This window comes from Mesorhizobium sp. M5C.F.Cr.IN.023.01.1.1, assembly GCF_003997585.1.
Classification (GTDB): domain Bacteria; phylum Pseudomonadota; class Alphaproteobacteria; order Rhizobiales; family Rhizobiaceae; genus Mesorhizobium; species Mesorhizobium wenxiniae.
The window spans coordinates 23,540-44,170 of record NZ_RZSU01000052.1; the positions used below are offsets into that span (position 1 = coordinate 23,540).

19 protein-coding genes are annotated in these 20,631 nt (G+C 57.6%); 18 read left to right on the forward strand and 1 reads right to left on the reverse strand.

Features of this window, described 5'->3' with window-relative positions:
- Positions 1-61: 61 nt before the first annotated feature.
- The 10 genes from EOA78_RS20555 (at position 62) to EOA78_RS20600 (ending at position 11,493) form a co-directional block, all read left to right on the forward strand.
- Positions 62-841: a hypothetical protein gene (locus EOA78_RS20555; protein ID WP_127316718.1), complete on the forward strand. Its 780-nt coding sequence runs from the start codon at positions 62-64 to the stop codon at positions 839-841.
- A 269-nt stretch (positions 842-1,110) separates the two neighbouring features.
- Positions 1,111-2,049, forward strand: coding sequence for a glycosyltransferase (locus tag EOA78_RS20560; RefSeq protein ID WP_127316719.1), 939 nt, complete (start codon positions 1,111-1,113; stop codon positions 2,047-2,049).
- Positions 2,050-2,087: 38 nt separating this feature from the next.
- Positions 2,088-2,849 (forward strand): FkbM family methyltransferase, encoded by a 762-nt coding sequence (locus tag EOA78_RS20565; RefSeq protein WP_127316720.1) that lies wholly within the window; start codon positions 2,088-2,090, stop codon positions 2,847-2,849.
- Positions 2,846-4,132, forward strand: coding sequence for a glycosyltransferase (locus EOA78_RS20570; RefSeq protein WP_127316721.1), 1,287 nt, complete (start codon positions 2,846-2,848; stop codon positions 4,130-4,132). The genes EOA78_RS20565 and EOA78_RS20570 overlap by 4 nt, the downstream gene beginning before the upstream one ends.
- Positions 4,132-5,655, forward strand: a complete 1,524-nt coding sequence (locus EOA78_RS20575) for a lipopolysaccharide biosynthesis protein (RefSeq protein WP_127316722.1) — start codon at positions 4,132-4,134, stop codon at positions 5,653-5,655. Before EOA78_RS20570 ends, EOA78_RS20575 begins: the two co-directional genes overlap by 1 nt.
- Positions 5,656-5,659: 4 nt before the next feature.
- Positions 5,660-6,985 (forward strand): polysaccharide pyruvyl transferase family protein, encoded by a 1,326-nt coding sequence (locus EOA78_RS20580; protein WP_127316723.1) that lies wholly within the window; start codon positions 5,660-5,662, stop codon positions 6,983-6,985.
- On the forward strand, positions 6,982-8,154 hold the full coding sequence (locus tag EOA78_RS20585) for a glycosyltransferase (RefSeq protein ID WP_127316724.1): 1,173 nt from the start codon (positions 6,982-6,984) through the stop codon (positions 8,152-8,154). The genes EOA78_RS20580 and EOA78_RS20585 overlap by 4 nt, the downstream gene beginning before the upstream one ends.
- Positions 8,151-8,903, forward strand: coding sequence for a class I SAM-dependent methyltransferase (locus EOA78_RS20590; RefSeq protein ID WP_127316725.1), 753 nt, complete (start codon positions 8,151-8,153; stop codon positions 8,901-8,903). Before EOA78_RS20585 ends, EOA78_RS20590 begins: the two co-directional genes overlap by 4 nt.
- A 121-nt stretch (positions 8,904-9,024) precedes the next feature.
- Positions 9,025-10,101 carry a glycosyltransferase gene (locus EOA78_RS20595; protein WP_127316726.1) on the forward strand — a complete coding sequence of 359 codons (1,077 nt, stop codon included), beginning with the start codon at positions 9,025-9,027 and terminating at the stop codon, positions 10,099-10,101.
- 153 nt (positions 10,102-10,254) lie between these two features.
- The gene (locus EOA78_RS20600) at positions 10,255-11,493 is read left to right on the forward strand and encodes an O-antigen ligase family protein (protein ID WP_164783848.1); all 1,239 of its coding nucleotides are present in this window, start codon (positions 10,255-10,257) and stop codon (positions 11,491-11,493) included.
- Positions 11,494-11,566: 73 nt separating this feature from the next.
- On the opposite strand, the gene EOA78_RS20605 is transcribed toward EOA78_RS20600, so the two are convergent.
- Positions 11,567-12,373 carry a hypothetical protein gene (locus tag EOA78_RS20605; RefSeq protein WP_127316728.1) on the reverse strand — a complete coding sequence of 269 codons (807 nt, stop codon included), beginning with the start codon at positions 12,371-12,373 and terminating at the stop codon, positions 11,567-11,569.
- A 359-nt stretch (positions 12,374-12,732) separates the two neighbouring features.
- On the opposite strand from EOA78_RS20605, the gene EOA78_RS20610 reads away from it, so the two are divergent.
- The 8 genes from EOA78_RS20610 to EOA78_RS20640 all read left to right on the forward strand — a co-directional run.
- A complete protein-coding gene (locus EOA78_RS20610) occupies positions 12,733-13,572 on the forward strand; it encodes a class I SAM-dependent methyltransferase (protein WP_127316729.1) in 840 nt (279 codons plus the stop codon).
- A gap of 4 nt (positions 13,573-13,576) precedes the next feature.
- Positions 13,577-14,551, forward strand: coding sequence for an SDR family oxidoreductase (locus EOA78_RS20615; RefSeq protein WP_164783850.1), 975 nt, complete (start codon positions 13,577-13,579; stop codon positions 14,549-14,551).
- Complete coding sequence (locus EOA78_RS20620; protein ID WP_127316731.1) at positions 14,548-15,723, forward strand: glycosyltransferase family 1 protein; 1,176 nt, start codon at positions 14,548-14,550, stop codon at positions 15,721-15,723. Before EOA78_RS20615 ends, EOA78_RS20620 begins: the two co-directional genes overlap by 4 nt.
- Positions 15,720-17,960 (forward strand): AGE family epimerase/isomerase, encoded by a 2,241-nt coding sequence (locus EOA78_RS20625; protein ID WP_127316732.1) that lies wholly within the window; start codon positions 15,720-15,722, stop codon positions 17,958-17,960. Before EOA78_RS20620 ends, EOA78_RS20625 begins: the two co-directional genes overlap by 4 nt.
- Positions 17,961-18,147: 187 nt before the next feature.
- Positions 18,148-18,621, forward strand: a complete 474-nt coding sequence (locus tag EOA78_RS20630) for a hypothetical protein (RefSeq protein WP_127316733.1) — start codon at positions 18,148-18,150, stop codon at positions 18,619-18,621.
- Between the two features lie 118 nt (positions 18,622-18,739).
- Positions 18,740-19,459, forward strand: a complete 720-nt coding sequence (locus EOA78_RS20635) for a hypothetical protein (protein ID WP_245477620.1) — start codon at positions 18,740-18,742, stop codon at positions 19,457-19,459.
- 104 nt (positions 19,460-19,563) lie between these two features.
- The gene (locus tag EOA78_RS36075) at positions 19,564-19,722 is read left to right on the forward strand and encodes a hypothetical protein (RefSeq protein ID WP_164783851.1); all 159 of its coding nucleotides are present in this window, start codon (positions 19,564-19,566) and stop codon (positions 19,720-19,722) included.
- A gap of 126 nt (positions 19,723-19,848) precedes the next feature.
- The coding region (locus EOA78_RS20640) for a CpsB/CapC family capsule biosynthesis tyrosine phosphatase (protein ID WP_127316734.1) at positions 19,849-20,631 on the forward strand (783 nt) is incomplete at its 3' end.

Below are 20,631 nucleotides of genomic sequence, written 5' to 3' on the forward strand. Positions count from 1 at the left end.
GTGCAACAATGAACGGGCGAGAGGAGGCCCCTGGCATCTGCCGGTTCTTAGTCGGTGGGACATGGGTGTCATTCGCTCTCCTGGGCCGGGGCTAGGCAATCTTCTCTTTCCGATCGCTCGCGCGTTGATCGGGCAGAAAGTTCACGGCGGCACCTTCGTATATCCGACACTGAGGCAGCTGAAATTTGGAACGTTCCTCCGTGGCGAGCGGGACACGCGAACATACGGCAGCGTGATACGCAACCGCACAGGGGTTGAGTGGAGCGATTGGGCGCTAGCTCAATGGTGCTCGAAAGTCGACGAAGGTGCCTATCGCGGCGAGACCGGCGTTACGGTGCGCTATTCGGGTCTAAAGCGTTATTTTCATGACCTCGCCGGTCACAGCGAAATTGTGTCAGCCTGGCTTCAGGATACGGTCCACAGCGTCGGAGCAATGGACGACGGCTATGACATCGGGCTTCATATCCGGCTCGGTGATTTCGCACAGTCTGATAGCGATCAGGGAGGCAATAATGTCCGGTTGCCCTTCTCGTGGTATCGGGCTGCGCTCGAAGAAGCACGACGGCTCCTTGATACTGCGACGCCGCGAATTACGCTTTTCACGGATGGCAACGTGGACCTCATCACGCGCGAACTGGGTATGCGGGATCTTGTGATTGATCCGAGCAGCAATGCGCTGACGGCGATCCACAATCTGTCACGGGCGCGCGTGGTTGTCGCTTCCCGCTCGACGTTTTCCATGTGGGCGGTCTACCTTGGTGGCATGCCGGCGATCTGGGACGGGAAATTTGATCTTCAACGCAGCTTTCCGGGACGACCTGGTCTTGACCATCGACTTTAAGGCGGCCGGTTAGGGAATATGCACGGCAGATTGCAGCAGATGGCATGTGACTGGGTGCGAGGCACGGGCGAGACTCCACCGATCTGGATTGGCGGCAGACAGTCTAGAACAACAAAATGAGATCGAGTATCCCACCCTCCGAAGATGGAGCCGTCGTGCGAGGTTACGTTACCGTGGGCTCGCCCGTTGGGCACCGCGAATCTTATGTCGAGACCCTGTCTGGTGTCACAGGGCTCGCACGACTGATCAAACCTCGCGGCGTTTCTACTTTGAGGACGCTTCTGGCTGCGGACAAAGTGCTGTTTGCCACGCTTGAGGACGACAATGCGTTCTTTTTTGCCGTAGCCATACTACGCGCCATCCTCGGTCGCCATACGGTCGCGATTTTCATGAGTCCGCGACGCTGCTTCATCCAGGGCTTCATTAATTCCACGGTGCGGCGCCACGCTTTTCGCTTTCTCAAGCGGCTACGAAGCGTGACCTTGCTCTCGATCCTGCCCTTCTATCTCGATAAACGGTTCGCGAGCGTGGCGGACGACTGGATTTACGATCCGCAGTTTTGGGATTTAGACAAGAGGATAGAGAACTCCGATTGGCCCGATAGCGCCCTCGCGCAGGACTTGAAACGGAAGGCCCGGGGTCGCCCCATTCTCTTGTTCCTTGGCGGACCGTCCTTCCTCAAGGGGTTTCCGTTTCTGGCTGAAATTCTGCGGGCCAGGCCCGCCATCATGGACCGTCTAATGATTGTCGTTGCGGGCAAGATTCCGGAAGATCAGAGACGGTCCGCGGAACTAGCGAGCGAGGCCGGCGGCTTGGTGATTGACCGTTATCTGACCGATGACGAAGTTCTCTCAGCGAAGCGGTGTGCTACGTGTCTATGGGCTTGCTACCATCCGTCCTATGATTCGTCTTCCGGACTGTTCGGACGCGCCATGCAGCTTGGCAAACAAGTCATTGTGCGGCGGGGATCGAATGTTGATACCATTGCGTCACATCTTAAATATCCGGTTCATCGTTGCGCCTTCGACGATATTGAAGAGGGCGCGGCGGTTCTCATGAAAATCGGCCAAGGGGACGCGCTGCCGCAGTCCAGCGCTATAACACTGACATGCAGGGACCAATCGGTGGCACGTTTGCGCGCCGCACTTGAAGATCGTGACAATGAGTTTGCCGAAGCAACCAGCGGCAAGGCTGAGCCGCACCGATAACCGTAGAAATAGGAATCTCAGGCATCAAATGGAACATCATGCGCTCGCAAACTAAACAGGCTATCCGTGACGTCGGCCGACGGTTTGGCTTGGAAGTCCGGCTGAACGGACTGAATTCGCGCGATGATCTTCGTTTCATTCATTTCCTGCGCATGCACGGGATCGATACAGTTCTCGATGTAGGTGCCAATCGGGGGCAATTCGCGCAGCAGCTTTTCAACAACGGCTTTGAGGGGCGTGTCATCTCGTTCGAGCCGCTGCCTGACGAGCACGCGCTCTTGATTGAAGCGGCTGCGGCCTTCGGGGACCGATGGTCCGTAGCGCCGCGTTTGGCCTTAGGAGACAAAGCGGGCAAGGCGACGTTTTATGTCACACACGGCTCGGCCAGCAGCTCGCTGCTTGAGCCGCTGGGAGGCTTCGTCGAGGCGGCCCCGCAGGTCAAAGTGGACAAGCAGATCGAAGTCGAAACCCAGAGGCTTGATGCGCTTTGGCCCAACCTTGATCTGACCGGTCGCAATGTCTTCTTGAAGATCGATGTACAAGGCAGCGAGGCTCTGGTTCTTGGAGGCGCGAGCGCAATCCTGCCGTACATCAAAGGCGTTCTCGTCGAGCTTTCACTGGTCGATCTCTATGCCGGGCAACCTTCCGGGATCGCGCTACAGCAGTGGATGGCCGAGCAGGGTTTCGGCCTGTGGGACATCTGGACCGGATTTCGCAACCCGCAAACCCACCGGCTTAACCAGATCGACGCCCTCTTTTTCCGGGATGGCCATGGCACTATAGGCGAGGCTGCCCAGTGAAAGTCGTTCAAATCGTCGGTTGCCCCCTTCATTCGGGAGCCGGCAGGGGCATACGCGCATTGCACGAAGCCCTTCTCGGGCGCGGTATAGATACGCGCATTATTGGGCGTGTCGAATCCGACCTGCCTTCCCATCTCAAAGCTGAAGCCTCCTCATTTCTCGCGCGACTTCCCGTCAGCCTGCGAAATCGCCTTAAGCGATGGCAGATCAAACGCCGGTTCGGACCCCTGCCAATAAACTTTCAACCCATCACTTACGGCCTCAACCTCCACAAATGGCCCTCCTACCGGGAAGCGGACCTGATACACATCCAGTTCGCCGGGGCAACGACGATTGGGCCCCCGCTTTGGCGTGCGCTTAAGGCAGAGACGCGGCCTGTCGTGTGGACGTTACGCGACATGTGGCCATTCACCGGCGGCTGCCATTTCTCCGGTCAGTGCGAGCGTTTTAGCTCAGGCTGCGGCTGTTGTCCCGAACTCGGCGGCGCATTAGACGAAGGCATCACGCCCCACGATCTAGCGTTCAAGGCAGCACATATCGGCAAGAACATTACGTTCGTGGCTATCAGCGACAGCATTGCCGAAAGGGCGCGGTCCAGCGCCGTTCTGAAAGATCGCGACATCCGTGTCATTCCGAACTCAGTGATGCTGGATCGCTTCCAGCCAATTGCCAAGGTAGAGGCTCGAGCGGCGCTGGGGCTTCCGAACGACGGAATTATTCTGGCGGCAGGAGCGCTCAATCTGGCCAACCCGCGCAAGGGCAGCGCGACGCTTGCCGCTTTGTTCGAAGCGTATCGCGGAGATCAGCGCGTGCATTTTGCCATCTTTGGGCAAAACCTTGAGCAGCTTGTATCCCCGGTGCCGGAGAACTTCACGCAGTTCGGGCTCTTGGACGATGATGTTAAGCTCAACAGAATATACGCGGCAGCGGACCTCTATCTTATGTCGTCCCTGCAAGAGTCTTTCGGCAAGGTGACAGTTGAGGCGATGGCGTCGGGCACGCCTGTAATCGCGTATGATGGCACACCGGCGGTGGACATGATCCGAAACGGCGAAACGGGGTGGCTGGTACCAAATGGAGACAGTGCCGGGTTCCTGGATGCCGTGAGACAGGCTTGTGCGCTTCCGAACGGCGCCCTTGCCGAAATGGGGAAGCGCGCGCGCGCCGATGTTGTCGAGAACTTTTCGCTCGCCAGTGTCGCGGAACGACACATTGAACTTTATCGCGAACGTTTGGGGCAGCAAGCCAACCCAATCAGAAGCCGGGAAAGTCCGGTAAACTGATGGAATTGCCAAAAGACTCGGTGCTGTCCAATGCGCATCTGAAGCACAATCTTGGGAGACGAACGGCATCTGGCGGGATCATCGCTCTCTGCACCCAGGCCTTAATTCTCCTTACCCAAATCGGCTACATGGCGCTGATGGCGCGTTTGCTCCAACCCGATGACTTCGGGCTCGTGGCCATGGCGGCAGCCGCCACCGCATTCGTCGGAGTCTTCGCCGACTTGGGTCTGTCCATGGTGACCATTCAGCGCAAAGAGGTTGATCACGACACCGTCAGCGCGCTATTTTTCGTCAACCTTGGCGTGGGTTTCGCGCTCATGCCGCTGACGTGGCTGATGGCGCCGGTCGCAACCTGGATCTTCAATGATCCTCGCGTTTTTAATCTTATCCTGGTTCTGGCGTTAGCCATTCCGATCACTGCGGCCGGTGCGCAGCACAAGGCGCTGTTGGTCCGGAACATGCGGTGGATGTCCTTGCAAGGTGTGAATCTTGGCAGTCTCCTGTGTGGATTTGCTGTCGGTATTTGGATGGCATGGGGCTGGGACTTCAAATACTGGTCGCTCGCTGCGGCGACGCTCACCACGGCTTCGGTCGGCACGATAGGCCTATGGATCCTGTCACCCTGGCGGCCGACCCGGGTTGCCAACTGGAAGAATGCAAAATCGGCTATTGGTTTTGGAATCCACTACAGTGGCTCCCAGTTCACGAACTACATCAACCGCCAATCTGACAATGTGCTGATTGGCTGGAAATCCGGTCCCGGCGAGCTCGGATTTTACACGCGCGCCTACTCACTCTTCATGTTGCCGATAACGCTCGTCAGCGGCCCAATCGGCTCGGTTATCATTCCGATGCTAAGCCGACTTCAGGCGCGGCCGGCTGAATGGGCTAGAACCTATCTCAGCGCTATGCGACTTACGCTCATGATGAACGCAATATTGTGTATCCTTATCACGATCAATGCGCAGGAAATTGTAGCGCTCGTTTATGGAGAGAACTGGTCGAAGTCCGGCACTATTTTGATGGTACTTTCCTTGTCTCTCATTACCAGTATTTCCGGTCAATTTGGTGGCTGGGCGCTGATCTCTATGGGGCGCGCTCGCGAGCTATTTGTTTTTTCTATCTTTTCATCAGCTATTCGCTTTGCAGCCTTCTTATTTGCTGTCCAATGGGGTGCTTCCGGAGTTGCTCTTGCTTGGTCTATCACGTCTTGGGTATTCACCCCAGTGCTTTGGCTTTATGCAATAAGAAATACAGAGCTGCTGTTCTCGGACCTCGTGAAGGCGGCGAGCCCCTTCTTCTTTGCTTATATTGCGATCGTCGCTTTGTTTCGTCTTTTTGGGAGTTCGGTGGGCCTCTCAGCTGGCATATTGTCTCTGCCGGTCGGGGGCAACATCATTTTAAACTCGATTGTCACGATAGTAATCTATGGAATTTTTGTTGTTGCTCCGTATCGTTTCGCCGGTTCAATGCTAGGGGACATGCGGCTTTTTCTGGACAAAGACGTGCACTCAGGGGGCTAAATCATTGAAAATTATCGTCGAAACAACGGTTTTTTTGAACGGCGGCGACGCCGCGATCCAAGTCGCGACAAAGCGCATTCTTAGGACCGCCTTTGGAGACGATACCGAGATCGTTTTCGCAGATATGGACGCCCAAGTCGCCGGACGGTATTATCCGAACAATGACTTTATTGTTTTTCCTTCCGAGCAGATTAGGAAGAGTGTATTTGTTCGACTGCTGAATAGGTTGACCAAGGGCCGGGTGCAAGCCAGTCTTATTTATTGGACATTAATTGCTATCATATTTTTGGAGAGGCGCTTAAGGTGGTTGAAGTACCCTGGGAATCGAGGCGCGGTTGCTAAAGCCATAAGAGAGTACATTGCAGCAGATCTTATTGTTTCAACAGGCGGCACGTATCTTTCAAAGAAACATCCGGGGTCCGTTGCCCTTCGTCTTCCGGAATATGAGAGAGACATATATCTTGGCAAACCTCCCATTTTCTTCACCCAATCGATGGGGCCATTCGGCGATGACCGCATCTCCCGCCGGCTCGCCAGCGTTCTGAGAAAAAGCCCTCTCATACTGGTCAGGGACCAAAAATCCATGGCTTTTGCCAAGGAGCTCACCGGATTCACAGGTAACATTGAGAAAGTGGCCGACAGCGTTTTCGTTCTGACGGACCAGGACGAGATCGAGAGGCGGCGCGTGGCGTCGCGGGTTGCGAGGCCGGGACGGCCGCCGAGGATCGCCGTTTCGGTGCGACCATGGGCGGATTTCGGGGAGCGGGACTCGGAAGTTGGCCGAGCGAAGTACCACCAGTCGGTAGCTCAAGCGGCAGCGTGGTTCGTGGAGGAGGTTGGGGCCGAAGTAACGTTTGTGTCGACCTGCCAGGGGGTTCCCGAGTATCGTTTCAACGATTCGGACACGGCGCGCAATGTGTTGAAGTATCTGCCAGACAATGTTCGAAATAGCGTGGTGATTGATTCGCAGTTCAGGGACACCGAAGCATTACTTCGCAAGATTGATGAATTCGATGGCGCCATCTGCACACGCATGCATATGTGCATTCTGTGTCTGTGCCGAGGCGTTCCAGTCTTGCCGATTTGCTACGAGAGGAAAACGACGGATCTTTTCCAATCGCTTGATTTGCAGGAATACATAACTTTTATCGATAGTATTGAGCCGGATAGTTTTCGCGCTCTTGCCAGGCGCTGGTGGCAGAACCAGGAATCGATAGCGGAAAAATCGTGGCGGGGAACGCTTGAATTGCGTGACAGTGCTCTATCCACTGTCGGTATTCTCAAAAACAGATTTGCACCGGCGGAATTGCAGCCGGAGACGGTGTCATGACTGCGGTCGTTTCGCAATTCTTCAACACACCTTCCGAGACCTTTATCCGAGATCATGTCCGCTATCTTGCGCCCGGCAAGACTGTGCTCATCTGCCAGGAACCTGATGGTGCCGATCAATTCGGTTATCCGGTTCTTTCCGGGATCCCGCGGCCATCAGGGCTTAGCAGGTTGCCTAGCCGCATTGCCATCCCAGCGCGCCAATGCTGGCTAGCGTTTGTGCGTGAGGGGATCTGCAAGAGCGACGAGGACAGGGTTGTCGAGTTTCTGAAGGCCCACAAGGTGAATGCCGTCCTTGTCGAATATCTTACGATGGGCGCACTGTTTGCTCCCGCTTGTCGCCGCGCCGGCGTGCGACTGTACGCCCACGCCCATGGGGCGGATTCGACCGTGATGCCCAGGAAACGATTATGGCGACGTCGCTACCGGCGTCTCTTCGCCATGGCTGATGGCATCATCACGCCATCACGTTTCATCGCTGATCGTCTGATTGAAATCGGCTGTCCGAATGAGAAACTGCATGTCAGTCCATGCGGAGTTTTGCCCGAGCGCTTCACACCGTCGAAGCGCGAAAGCGGTCGGCTCCTTTTCGTTGGACGGTTCGTTGAAAAGAAATCACCGCAACTCGCCATCGAGGCTTTCGCCCGGATCGCTTCAAGGTTTCCCGAGGCACGCCTTGATTTCGTTGGGGATGGGCCCTTGATGGCGCGATCCAAGGCATTAGTGGAGCAGAAGACTCTGTCGGACCGTATCAGTTTTCATGGCTCTCGAAGCACTGAATTCGTTCAGGGAATGATGCAAAACGCTGCGATCTTCGTGCAACATTCGGTGACGGCCCGCAACGGAGACATGGAAGGCCTGCCGGTATCGATCCTGGAGGCAATGGCGAGCGCACTTCCTGTTGTGGCGACGCGTCACAGCGGCATTCCAGAGGCCGTTGTCGATGGTGAAACCGGCATACTTGTAGACGAACACGATATCGAAGGCATGGCAGAGGCGCTTGCCAGTCTCCTGACGGAGCCTCACCGTGCCGCCGAGATGGGGGATGCCGGGCGCCAGCGTGTGCTTGATCATTTCACGCAACGGCACACGCGCGATCGCCTTCGACACGCCATGGTGCTGCCGGCCATGAGGGAACCTCTCGACTTCGCTGAGGGCCAGGTTGAATGAAGAATGCCGACCAGTGGAAGCCCACTAAGTTCGAACGCACCGATAAGGGCGTTTGGCGCTCGAGCCGCAAGCAGGTACCAGCGCGGTCGCGATTGATTGCAGATCGACTGGCGTCCGTCTATGCCGCTGCGATCGCTACTCACGCCAAGGGCCATCTTGCCGATCTGGGCTGTGGCGCCGTTCCGCTTTACGGGATTTACCGCGACCATGTCAGTGATGTGTTCTGCGTCGATTGGCCGGGCAGCACCCATGGCGCCGCCTACGTCGACCTGTTCGCGGACCTGAACGAGCAGTTGACCCTGGAAGAAGGGAGTTTCGACACGGTCATCGCCAGCGATGTTATCGAACACCTGCATACGCCGCAGGCCCTATTCGACAGTGCAGCCCGCGCATTGAGGCCTGGCGGCAAATTGATAATCGGCGTGCCGTTTTTTTACTGGCTACACGAGATTCCCCACGATTATCACCGCTACACCCGCTTTGCGTTGGAGCGGATGACGATGAAGGCGGGCCTAAGCACGATCGAATTGTCATCCTACGGCGGCGTCACAGATGTTCTTTCCGATCTCGCCACGAAGGCGGTGGCGTCTCGGCCCCGGATTGCCAATTCGGTTTATTGGCTGACCACGCTCATGCGTGCACTGCCGCCTGTCAAGAAATTGGGGCTTGCGACTCGCGAGAGCATGCCGATGGGTTATCTTCTGGTAGCCGAAAAGGTATCAGCGCCGCCGCCTTCGTCGGGAGGCTAACAATGCAGGCCGCCGAATACTGCGCCTCCGGTCATTTGCGTTGCCCTTGACTGGCGTTTTCTGTTCCGGCTTCGTCATCAGTGCTCCACAACCCGAGACTGAATTCCAATAGGAACCGGCCATGCGGCTTTTCCAAAACTCTGGTATTTCTCCAAGCTATCGCATCAGACTCGCTGGTCTTGTGGCGGGTATTGGTGGGTTTGACCGGCAGAAAGAAGTGTTTTTGAACGACCGTTACGGGGCGGCGCATATCCTGTCGCCGGTCCACGCCGGCAGCCCCGAAGCTTTCTTTACAAACGGAGACGACGAAAAGCTTCAGCGGGCGTGGGCGCGCGACAACGGACTTGGCGACGCTGCGCCGCTGGCTGACATCCTCCTTGCCCAGATCGAGCATCACAAAACGGAAATCTTCTATAATCTCGACCCATTTCGTTACGACGCCTCTTTCGTGCGCCGGCTGCCGGGGCATGTGAGGCGAAAGATTGCCTGGCGCGCAGCACCTGGCAGGATTGACTTTTCCGGTTATGATCTCGTCGTTTGCAATTTCCCGTCGATGCGAAAGCTTTGGGAAGAGCAGGGCGCCAGGACCGCCCACTTCTTTCCTGCTCACGATCCGGAACTCGATGCTGTTGCCGCGAACCGGAACAGGGACATCGATGTGCTCTTCTTCGGCGGCTACAGCCGCCACCATCAGCGTCGGCGGCAGATTTTGGAGGCTGTCGCAGGTCTTTCCGGCCGTCGCCGCGTTGTCTTCCATTTGGATCTGTCACGCTATACGCCACTCGCCGAAACGCCGCTCGGCTGGTTTGGCCCTCTGGGAGCGGTGCGCCGCCCGCGTGCGATCCGTAAAGTCAGTGCTCCCCCCGTATTCGGGCGCGCGATGTATGAACAGCTCGGAAGGGCCAAGATCGTGGTCAATGCCTCGATCGACATGGCGGGGCCGGATCGAGGCAATATGCGCTGTTTCGAAGCCATGGGAGCTGGTGCTTTGCTGGTTTCCGATTCCGGCAACTATCCCGAGCCGATGCGTGATGGAGAAACCATGGTCGTCTATGAGCACCCGCAAGACGTATCAGAAAAGATCGAGCGGCAACTGGAAGACGGGAACTGGGACAGGATCGGTTGGGCGGGAAACCGCGCCATACGCGAAGAATATAGTAAGAAACACCAGTTCGAGCGGTTTCTCGAATTGGCGTAGCGGACAATTGGGTTCTTTGTATTCCATCGCGATCGTACGCTCCGTGCGTGACGCGGGCTCTGGGCGACGCATTGGCTGGCCGGCGCCAGCCCATTGTCTCGATTGGAAGGGACATGGTATCGATGTTGCCGTTTCAAAGGTGCCGTGATCGTCATGCATGTCAGCAGACCCATTCCGGTCTATAAGGATTTGTGGGCATGGAGCTTTGCCCTGGCAATTGCCGGCTATCCGTTGGTCGCAATCCTTTCATCTTTGACCGCAAGAGAAGATGGACAACTTTCGATCGTCTTTCGCATTCTGGTAATTTGCCTCTGTGGGCTGTCGTTTTTGTTTTCGGATCGGCAAAAAGCCTGGCGCTTCGGAAATGTATGGTTGTTTTATTTTGTCGGATTTTACATGTTGAGACTTGGCATCGATGCCAACTCCGGAATCGGCAAGGCGACGGAAGGTCTTGTGTTCGCCACGATCACTTCGATCCTGCCTGCGGCTCTTCTAGCCCTTGCAACGAACAGATGGTCGGAAATCAACGTGGCTTGGGCCGTTTTTATTGTCGGGGCATTGGCCGTGACGGGTATCGTCTGGCTTGAGTATAGTGGTTCCGATGCCGTTCTGTTCGATAATTCGGACCGGCTTTCTCTCGAACGTTTGAACCCCATTTCCATAGGCCACGTCGGTCTGACCACACTTATCGCTTCATACACTCTGATAAGAGTCCCCCAAAGAAAAATTCTTAAATTCGCAATTTTTTCCGTAGCTGTGGCCGCGGCGTTCACTATGCATCTGGCTGCTGCTCGCGGTCCAATTGTTGCCTTGGCTTGTTGCATCATTTTGTTTCCTATGCTCCGTCCCAGGTTCATGACTATGATCATGGGTTGGGTGTTTGTCGCCGCCGCGGTATTGGTATTGGCGACTGTGGACATGACTCCATTGCTCGATAAGTTCCATTTTACGGAGACTGGAACTGCAGAAACCAATTCAACGCTGGCACGTGTGGCATCGATTTCTTATTCGTGGGAGTTGTTTAAGCAAAACCCATGGTTTGGCTACGGGACGCAACTGCCTTTCTTCGGATATCCGCACAATATGTTCATGGAGATCCTTCAAGCCATGGGGCTTGTTGGCATTGCGATATTCGTTCTGGTTTTCGTGAAGATAGCAATGGGGGTGAAGTTCCTGGCCGACAGGCGCTTGGTGCTGCTGCCGCTTTTGACCATGCAAGCCTTCGTCGGAGCGCAATTTTCCGGGTCGCTCTGGGGAACGGCATTCCTTTGGATTGTCGTTACGGTGTTGATCTTCCGCGTTAACGCCATGAGGTCGTTTAATTTGCAGGTACGTCGACGCGTGATGGAGCGCTCATATGCCCAATTTGGAGCCGTCAGCGGCGCTAGATAAACTGGACATAACTCCGCCGTGGGCAAATGCGTTGAACATGCAACGACCGCGTATAACGTCATGCGCACCGTGGCTAAGGCGTTCGTTTAAGCTCGTCTAGGAATCTCAAGGTGGCCTGCCACCACTCCACTCTTTCATCCCATTTTGCGGGCCGATACGACGAATGTCCGCCGATGGTACCCCAGATCACGATCCCGTCAGCCAGCCTCCTGCAAGTGTCAAGTTCGGTATACCAGTAGTCGCCCGGCAGGAAAGCCAGGCTCTTATGAAACTGCGGCCACAAAAAACAGTAGACCGGCTTTCCCTGTGAGATTCTTCGCGCTTCCGCGATGTTGGCTTCCGCATAGGACACCCAACGATCCTTGTTGCCGTAAAATGTATACAGAGAGGGAAATAGCACATCGACATGAGGGATGAGGGAGGACGCGATGGTGGTGTTTTGCTGCTTCCATTCGTCTCTTGCAGCAGCACCCTGACGTCCGATCGCTCTCCAATAATCCCTGAGTGGCAACATACTATAGAGGCCAAGCTTGATGCTCGGGTCTGCCTTTCTGAAGGCGCTAAGCGTCGTCTGGAATTTCGCGATGGACGACGCTTGCTTTGCGCCTTGCAAAGGCCAGGTCTCAATGTCGATGGCGAGAAGTTCGTTGCTCCTCGGCAATGCCAACGCTCGCTGCACTTGGCCGGCGTCGGGAACATCCCGCCCCAGAACATGAGGGTCTGCGATCGTTAGATGCTCGAAACCGAACGAGTGGAAGTCGGGGGGGCTGCCAGTGAATGACAGAGCCTCGAAAAGCTTGAATGGCTCGCGCGTTTGCGCCGTCGCCGGCCATGAGCCGGCTAGAAGGCATATCGCGCAGAATACTGTCTTGAAAAACATGATGCTCCGGGGCCGTCAACGGGGTGAGTTTTACGCGGACGAAATTCGCGCGGTTCTAATTCTCGTGACCTGAACTTGACGAGTCTGGAAACGGTAGCTTAGCTGGACGCTTGGAACAACCTCCTGACCAAAGCGTGATCGACGCCGGAAACTATCCGCCTGGAGCGGTGGACGGGCGAAGCATCCAAGCCTATGACCGAACGCGCTGTCGCACGCGTCAAGCTGAGCCTTGCGGCGCTGTTGTGGGCGCATCTACAAATCTGACGAGAAGGTCGAGATCGTTGTGACAAAGAAGGTGCCGCCTTGCGCAGTTATCGCCGGAAATCCGGCGCCGCTGATCCAGCACATGGTTTCTCTCGATGCCTGAAGCGGCCATGACTTGGGAAGACGCCGTCCGCTGGTGCATGAGCGAGCCTTCGATGAAAGAACTCGCCCGCGCCGCCTATTTCGACGATCCAGTCGTGGCCGCGCAGCGCTATCACGAAAGCGCGGAGTTCGACGCGGTTCGCAGCATGATCCCGCGCAAGGTGGGCCGTGCTCTCGATCTTGGCGCCGGCAACGGCATTCTCTCCTATGCCTTGGCGCGCGAGGGGTGGTCTGTAACCGCTGTAGAGCCCGATCCGAGCGCACTCGTCGGTGCCGCTGCGATCCGGGCGCTTGCCGAAAGCACAGGCACGCCCATCGATGTGGTCGAAGCGTTTGGGGAGGCGATCCCGTTGTCCGCCGCAGGCTATGATTTGGTCGTCGCACGGCAGGTGCTCCATCATGCCCATGACCTTCCGGCTTTCTGCCGCGAAATGGCGCGTCTCTCTCGCGAAGGCGCGACGGTGCTGTCGTTGCGTGACCACGTGGTCTCCGGGCCGCAGCAACTCGAGCCTTTCCTGCGCGCCCACCCGCTTCATCATCTCTATGGTGGAGAGAACGCCTTTACGCTGGCGGGCTACCGCGCTGCAATCCAGGGGGCCGGGCTGACGATCGATCGCGAATTGATCTCGTTCCAGTCCGTCGTGAATTATGACCCGACGACACCATCGGAGATTCGCGAGAGGCTCGCCAAAATCTTTGGTCCGTTTTCCCCGGTTGTTCGCCTGGCCCTTTCGCCTGTGCCCTTTGGTGCCGTCGCCAGGTTTGCCGCCTCGCTTGATCGCCGGCCTGGGCGCTTGGTCTCTTTCCTTTGCCACAAGCACGGGAAGGACTGATTTCTTGACGCAATCAAAAGAGGCTAAGCTTGTCTGGGTGACCGGGGCCGGCGGTTTCATCGGCCTGCACCTCGCTCGTTTTCTTGGTCAAAAGGGCTGCCATGTCATCGGCTTCGGTCGAAAAGAGGCACCGGGTTTTGCGTTGGCGACCGGCGGCGTATTTTTTTCCGGAGGAATAGCCGTGGAAACAATGGATGCGGCTCTGGCAGCACATGGTCGCCCATCGGCCGTGTATCATTTGGCGGGTGGCGCGACGGTCGGCCAGTCGATTGCCGATCCCCTGAAGGACTTTGAACAAAGCGTTGTCTCTGCGGCTCGTGTCCTCGATTTCTTGCGCCGACGCGCACCCGATGCACCTGTCGTTCTTGCATCCTCTGCGGCCGTCTATGGCGGCGGCCATGCGGGTTCGATCAGGGTCGACGCGGCGCTCGATCCCTATTCTCCCTATGGCTATCACAAACGCATGGTCGAGGAGCTTGGCCGGTCTTATTGTGCCGCATACGGCCAGCCAGTCTCGGTGGCTCGCCTCTTTTCGGTCTATGGCGAAGGGTTGCGCAAGCAATTGCTCTGGGATCTCTGCGGAAGGCTCGCGGCAGGCGAAACCGACATTGTGCTTGGCGGCACGGGTAGGGAAATGAGGGATTGGCACCATGTCTCGGATGTCGTGCGGTTGATCCATCGCATTTTGCCTGCCGGCGAACCGCGCTTCGCCGTCTATAATGGCGGTGCGGGCGCTGCTGCGTCCGTCAGCACGATTTCCAGCATGGTTTTGGAGGCCTGGGGAGGGAACCATCGCCTCTCGTTTTCTGGAGAATCCCGGCGGGGCGACCCTGTCAATCTGATCTCGGATCCCTCCGGCGTCCCGGAGGGGCTTCAGTTGCAGGTGCCGCTCAGCTGGGGCATTGCCGGCTATGTGGATTGGTATCGCGCTGAAATTCTCGCCGAGCCGGTCGGTCATCTGCGACGCTCCGCGCCTTGATTACCGTCGGCTTCACTCTCATCGGCCGCGGAACTTGGTCAGGCGGCGAGTCCTATCTACGCAACATGCTGAGCGTCATAGCCTCTGAGTTGCGTGGTAAGGTGCAGGCGAAACTGTTTCTTGCACCTGAGCAGCATTCAAGCATTGGCGCGGCCTTCGATCATATGTTGGCTGCGCCTGCTATTGTTGATGACCGGGTCACGGGCGCGGGGCTCGGCAGGCGAGGGCTGATCGCACTTGCTGGCGGAAGTGACCGTGCCTTCGCGGATCTTGTCGCTGCGCAAGGCATCGATGTCGTGTTTGAAGTCGCCCAGTGGTTCGGCAACCGGTTTCCAGTGCCGGTCGTTTCCTGGATTCCGGATTTCCAGCACCGTCGTCTGCCGCACCTCTTTCCGCGTAGCGCTTGGTGGCGCAGGGATCTCGGCTATCGCCTGCAGACGTCCGGAAATCGCACCATAATGCTCTCGAGTGGGGACGCGCTGGCGGACTGCAAAAAATTCTATCCGGCCTCGCGCAACAAGGCCGCTGTCGTGCGTTTCGCTATCGACCTCGATCCCGGCGCCATCGTGGCGCGTGCCGATGAGGCGCGCCAGGCACATGGTCTGCCTGCGCGTTTCTTCTTCCTCCCCAACCAGTTTTGGATCCACAAGAACCATAGGCTGGTCATAGAGGCGTTGAAGCATATAGACCAAATCGGGGCGCTGGACTCCTTGCCGCCGATAATCCTCACGGGGCGCACCACCGATCCGCGCGACCCGACATTGTTCAAGCGCCTGATGGAGCTTGCGGAAACGCACCGGCTCGGAAGCCATTTTCGACACCTCGGATTGATTCCCTATGACGATGTCGTCGCCCTGATCGGGGCCGCAGACTATCTCCTGAACCCTTCGCACTTCGAGGGGTGGTCAACCACGGTCGAGGAAGCGAAGTCGCTGGGCACGCCGATGCTGCTGTCCGACATTCCTCTGCATCGCGAGCAGGCGCCGGGCGCGCTCTTCTTCGCACCCGATAGTGCAGAAGCGCTGGCGCAGCGACTCCTGGAAGCCGGGCAGCGCCCACGCTTAGCCCGCGACAGTGTCGCCGTGCTGCAAAGTCGGCAACAAATGCGCCGCCGAGACTACGCGGCAGCGCTCCTTGCTTTGTTTGAAAATGTCAGAGGTGTCACCCAATGAACGAGCGGATCGTCAGTTTTGTCATGAGCGGCGGCGTTGGCTCACGGCTGTGGCCGCTGTCGCGCGAGGACAATCCCAAGCAGTTCCACGATTTTTCGGGTGATGGCTCGATGCTGGCCAAGACGTTGCGCCGGCTGGCGGCGCGGCCGGATGGCGAAACGCCGATTTTCCTGATTGCCTCGGAGCGGCACGCCGACCGCGTCCACGCCGACCTCGCTGGCCTCGACCTTTCCGGTGGCGGCCCCTTGTTCGAGCCGACCGGCCGCAACACTGCCGCCGCCGTTGCCTTGGCAACCCTGCGCACCTTGTCCGAATATGGTGACAGCCTGGTGCTGGTGGTGCCGTCCGATCATGAGATCACGACTGCACGGCAATTCTGGCAGAGCGTGGAAAACGGCACCGGCGCGGCGCGTGCGGGCCGGCTGGTGGTATTCGGCATCAAGCCTGGCCACCCCGAGACCGGTTACGGCTATATCGAGATCGCCGGCGAGAGGGATGGCATCTGCGATGTCTCGCGTTTTGTCGAGAAACCGGACCTCGCGACCGCGCAGAATTACCTGGCTGCAGGTAATTTCTACTGGAACACCGGCATCTTCCTGTTTCGCGCCAGCGCCATGCGCGACGCCTTCACGGCTTTCGAGCCCGAGATATGGCAGGCCACCGAAATTGCCTACCAGGCCGCGACATCAGATCTTTCCGGTCTGTATATGCCTCTGGAGCTCTACGCCGCCATTCCCTCGACGTCGATCGACTATGCGATCATGGAGCGCGCCAGCCACATCGCCATGGTGCCGGCCGGCTTCCGCTGGAACGATCTCGGTTCCTGGCAGTCGTTGCTCGATGTCGGCCCGTCCGACAATGACGGCAATGTCATCGTCGGCGATGTCGTCGCCATCGATTGCGAGAACTCCTACATCCGCAGCGACAGTCGCTTGCTCTCGGCCATCGGCTTGAAGGACGTTGCCGTCGTCTCTACCGCCGATGCCACCTTCGTCGCCCCGGTCAGCCGCAGCCAGAACGTCAAGAAGATCGTCGAGCAACTCGAAAAGAGCGGTCGGCTGGAAACCAGGTTCACGCCCGCCGCCGACCGTGTGATCGAAAGCGGCGCCTGGCGGCGCCGTGTGCACCACTGGCTGTTTGAAGAGACGGTGCCGCTGTGGTCCACGGTCGGGGTCGATGAGCGCCATGGCGGTTTCCACGAGGCGCTCGGCTTTGACGCCACACCGCTGATGAAGCCCAAGCGCATGCGCACCATGGCCAGGCAAGTCTACGCCTTCGCTGTCGCCAAGGCGCGCGGCTGGGACGGGCCTGCCGACCGGTTGATCAGCCACGGCCTCGAATTCATGGCCAGAAACGGCCGCACCGACAATGGCGGCTGGGTGCGCACGCTCAATGTCAACGGCACGGTCGCCGACGCCGTCGAGGATGCCTATGATCATTCCTGCGTGCTCCTGGCGCTGGCGCATGCTCATATGGTCGGCAATCCTGATGCATTACGGCTTGCCGAAGAAACGTTTTCGTTTCTAGACGCGCATCTCGAGGATCACCGCATGACCGGCTTTCTCGAAACGTCGAGCGGCGCGGGCGACCGGCGTTCCAACCCGCATATGCATCTGCTCGAGGCTTTTCTGGCCTGGCATCAAGCGACCGGCGAGCTCGCCTATCTTCGCCGCGCCGCACGCATCGTCGATCTGTTTCGCAGCCATTTCTTCGATCCGGAAAGCTGGACGCTGGGCGAATATTTCGACGCCGAGTGGAGACCGGCGGAGGGCGAGAAGGGTACATGGACGGAACCCGGCCACCATTTCGAATGGGCCTCGCTGCTGGTCGACTTTGCCGGGCGCAGCGGCCAGAGTGAACTGACCGGCTTTGCCAGAAAGCTCTATGCCTCAGCCATCGCCAACGGCCTCAATCGCGCCACTGGCCTTGCCTATGGTGCCGTCTCGCGGCAAGGTCTGCCGCTCGACCGTGTCTCACGCAGTTGGCCACAGGCGGAAGCGATCAAGGCGGCGATTGCGCTGGACGGTTCAGGCGGACCTGACCTCAAGCCCGAGATCGAAGCGCGTGTCGGTCGCCTGTTCCGTTGGCACATCGACCCGGCACCGCTTGGCCTGTGGATAGACCGGATCGACGAACGTGGCCGCTCGCTGGCGACCGATGTGCCGGCAAGTATCTTTTACCATCTGGTCTGTGCGCTGACCCAGTATCTCGACGGCACCATCGGCAAATCTCGATAGAGCGGTTGGCAGAATAAAAAAGTCCCTTCGATTGAAATCGGTCTGTTGTTTTTCGAGCCAAACATCGGTCTTTTGACCCAATGTCGGGGCCCATCAGCCGCTATCGATGCGACCAAACAACGGTGTGGTTGCGCGGGCGTTTCCGTTGGCGATCGAGATGCGTACTTAGCCATGGCGGAGTAGGATATTGTCGCTCAAGAAAATAGGCTTGCTTGCATTTGTTGCCTTGGCGTTTGCGGTTGGCTTCTTTGTCATTATCGTGGAAAAAGGGGCGCCTGTTCGTCCGCAACCCCCAAAGCTACAAGCGGCACTTGAGCCGTTTGAGGGCAAGCTTTCCGTCCAGGCAGTCGATGATCTTCGCGTCGCCGGCCGCAAGATTGTGCTGTGCGGCGTGGCGTTTACCAAGCCAGGATCCATGCGTGCGATGGTAACGGAGGCAGCGCGCCGGGATTACCAAGGGCTCGCTCTGACCTGCAAGCCGGTCGGCACGGGGACACCTTGCGACGGCAATGTCGCCTCAAAGTTTGGTGATGCCATCGTTGTGCAGTGCCTCACGTCCGATGGCATGGATTTAGCGGCGAAACTTGCCGAGAATGGCATCTTGTGCGGACAGCCCGCGCAGGCCGGTTCGACCTACAAATCTTGCTTATCAGGTTCGTAGCTCACGGCTCGCCAACTGCCTGTCATAAAACGAAAGACAGAATGTGCGATAACGCCCCACGTTAAACAGCGTTGGCCACAATCCCTGTACCAAGCATCGGCGCGATGGCGGCTATCAAATGCCGCGAAATAAACTTGTCTTTCCTACAATTTCCAGCGGGGCGGCGCGAAAATGGAAGATTCAAATCTGCCAAGTGAGTGTGTCCAATGAAACACAGGGGAAACCAAAAAGTCATCTCGCAAATGCGAAACAGATTGGAATCAAAGCAAAAAGCTGTTACGCGCTTACTCAATACCTTAGTGCTTGGGCGGGGCTGAGGTACGGCGGGAAAAAAAGATCGAAACGAATGAACCTTACTGTAAAACTTGCGTTGGCCGGATTTGTCGCCTCGATCGGCTTCGGCCCGGTTTCGTCTTTCGCTCAGGACACGTCATGCACCTGTACGACACCCTATCAGGCAGCGGCGAATTCGATTGGTTCCATTGGGCACGCCGATGGCGACGTAATGGTTTCGCAAGCCGCTGGCTATGGCCCGGCCAAGGCGGGAAATGCTCTGGATTTCGGCAGCCGCGTAGTGGTCGGTGCCAGGGGATCGGCTTCCGTCAATGTCGGTGGCTGCAATCTGAGCGTCCCGGCAAATTCGACGCTCGACATCTCGCGCGTCGAGAACAAGATCTGCCTCAATGTCCTGGGTTCTGAGCAGACCGCCCAGACAGGCAATCCCAACAACAATAATGATAATACGGACCTCTATATTTTTGGGGGCATGGTTGGTGCGGCCGGTATTCTTGCTGCAACGCAGGACGATGGCGACGGCCGCGGCGGCGTCAGCCCTTAGGCCCAGTAGACAATATAGCAGAGGCGTTTGACTGCCTCTGCTGTGTTGTATTACCGGCGCCTCTGTGCCGTAGCCTTGGCGCGTCGGTTGGAGTCGGGATATTGATGGAATTCGTCAACCATACCGCTCTATTGCTTGAGTTGAAGCTGAATGCGCTTCGTGCTGGGCGAGTTCATCTCGCGCCGCTGGGCGGCGCTGTGACAGGTGGCGCGGCAGCGCTGGTTATCAGCTTGCAGAATGACGACAGCGCTGTCGGCGAATAGCTTGGATCTGGCATCTACCGCATTGCATGAGCTTGATAGATGCGTCATTCGCTATCGCGCGGGTGGCGCATTTGCCTATTATCGGGGAGAAGTCCTCACGTTGCTTCAGTGCGGCCACAAACGCCAATGATCGACCTGCATTCCCACATCTTGCCCGGTCTTGATGACGGCTCGCCCAGTCTTGCTGAATCGCTGGAAATGGCGCGGCTGGCGGTGGCAGATGGAACGACGCATATGGCGTGTACGCCGCATATCGTGCCAGGCATGTACGAAAACGGATCGGCAAATATTGCCCGAGCAGTTCAAGGTTTGGAGCAGGCGCTACGCCGCGCGGCAATACCGCTTGCTCTTTACGTTGGGGCCGACGTGCATATAGCGCCGGATCTTCCGGAGCAATTGGCGCTAGGTAGCGTGCCGACCTTGAACAGATCTCGTTATTTTCTCTTCGAACCGCCGCATCACGTTCTACCCCCAAGACTGGAGGATCTTGCTCTGCGCCTCATAAACGCCGGGTTCATTCCGATTCTTACCCATCCTGAGCGGTTAACCTGGATCAAGGCAAATTACGACGTTGTCGAGAGGTTGAATGCAATCGGCTGCCTTGTTCAGCTTACCGCAGACTCGATTGTTGGTGCTTTTGGGCGCACGGCGCTTTACTATTCGGAAAAGCTGATTGACGAGGGCAGGGTAGATATTATCGCATCGGACACCCATGGCGCCACCCGTCGGCCGCCTGGGCTTTCGCAGGCGGTCGCCGTTGCCGCGAAGCGATGTGGGGAAGATGAGGCCCGCAATATGGTGTTGAAACGTCCAGGCGAAATATTGGCGAACCGGCCTCTCGAGCCGGTTGGAAAGGCAGGCTCGAAGAAGCCAGGCCCCGGCAACGTTGGTCGCTTTGCAGGGTTGGGT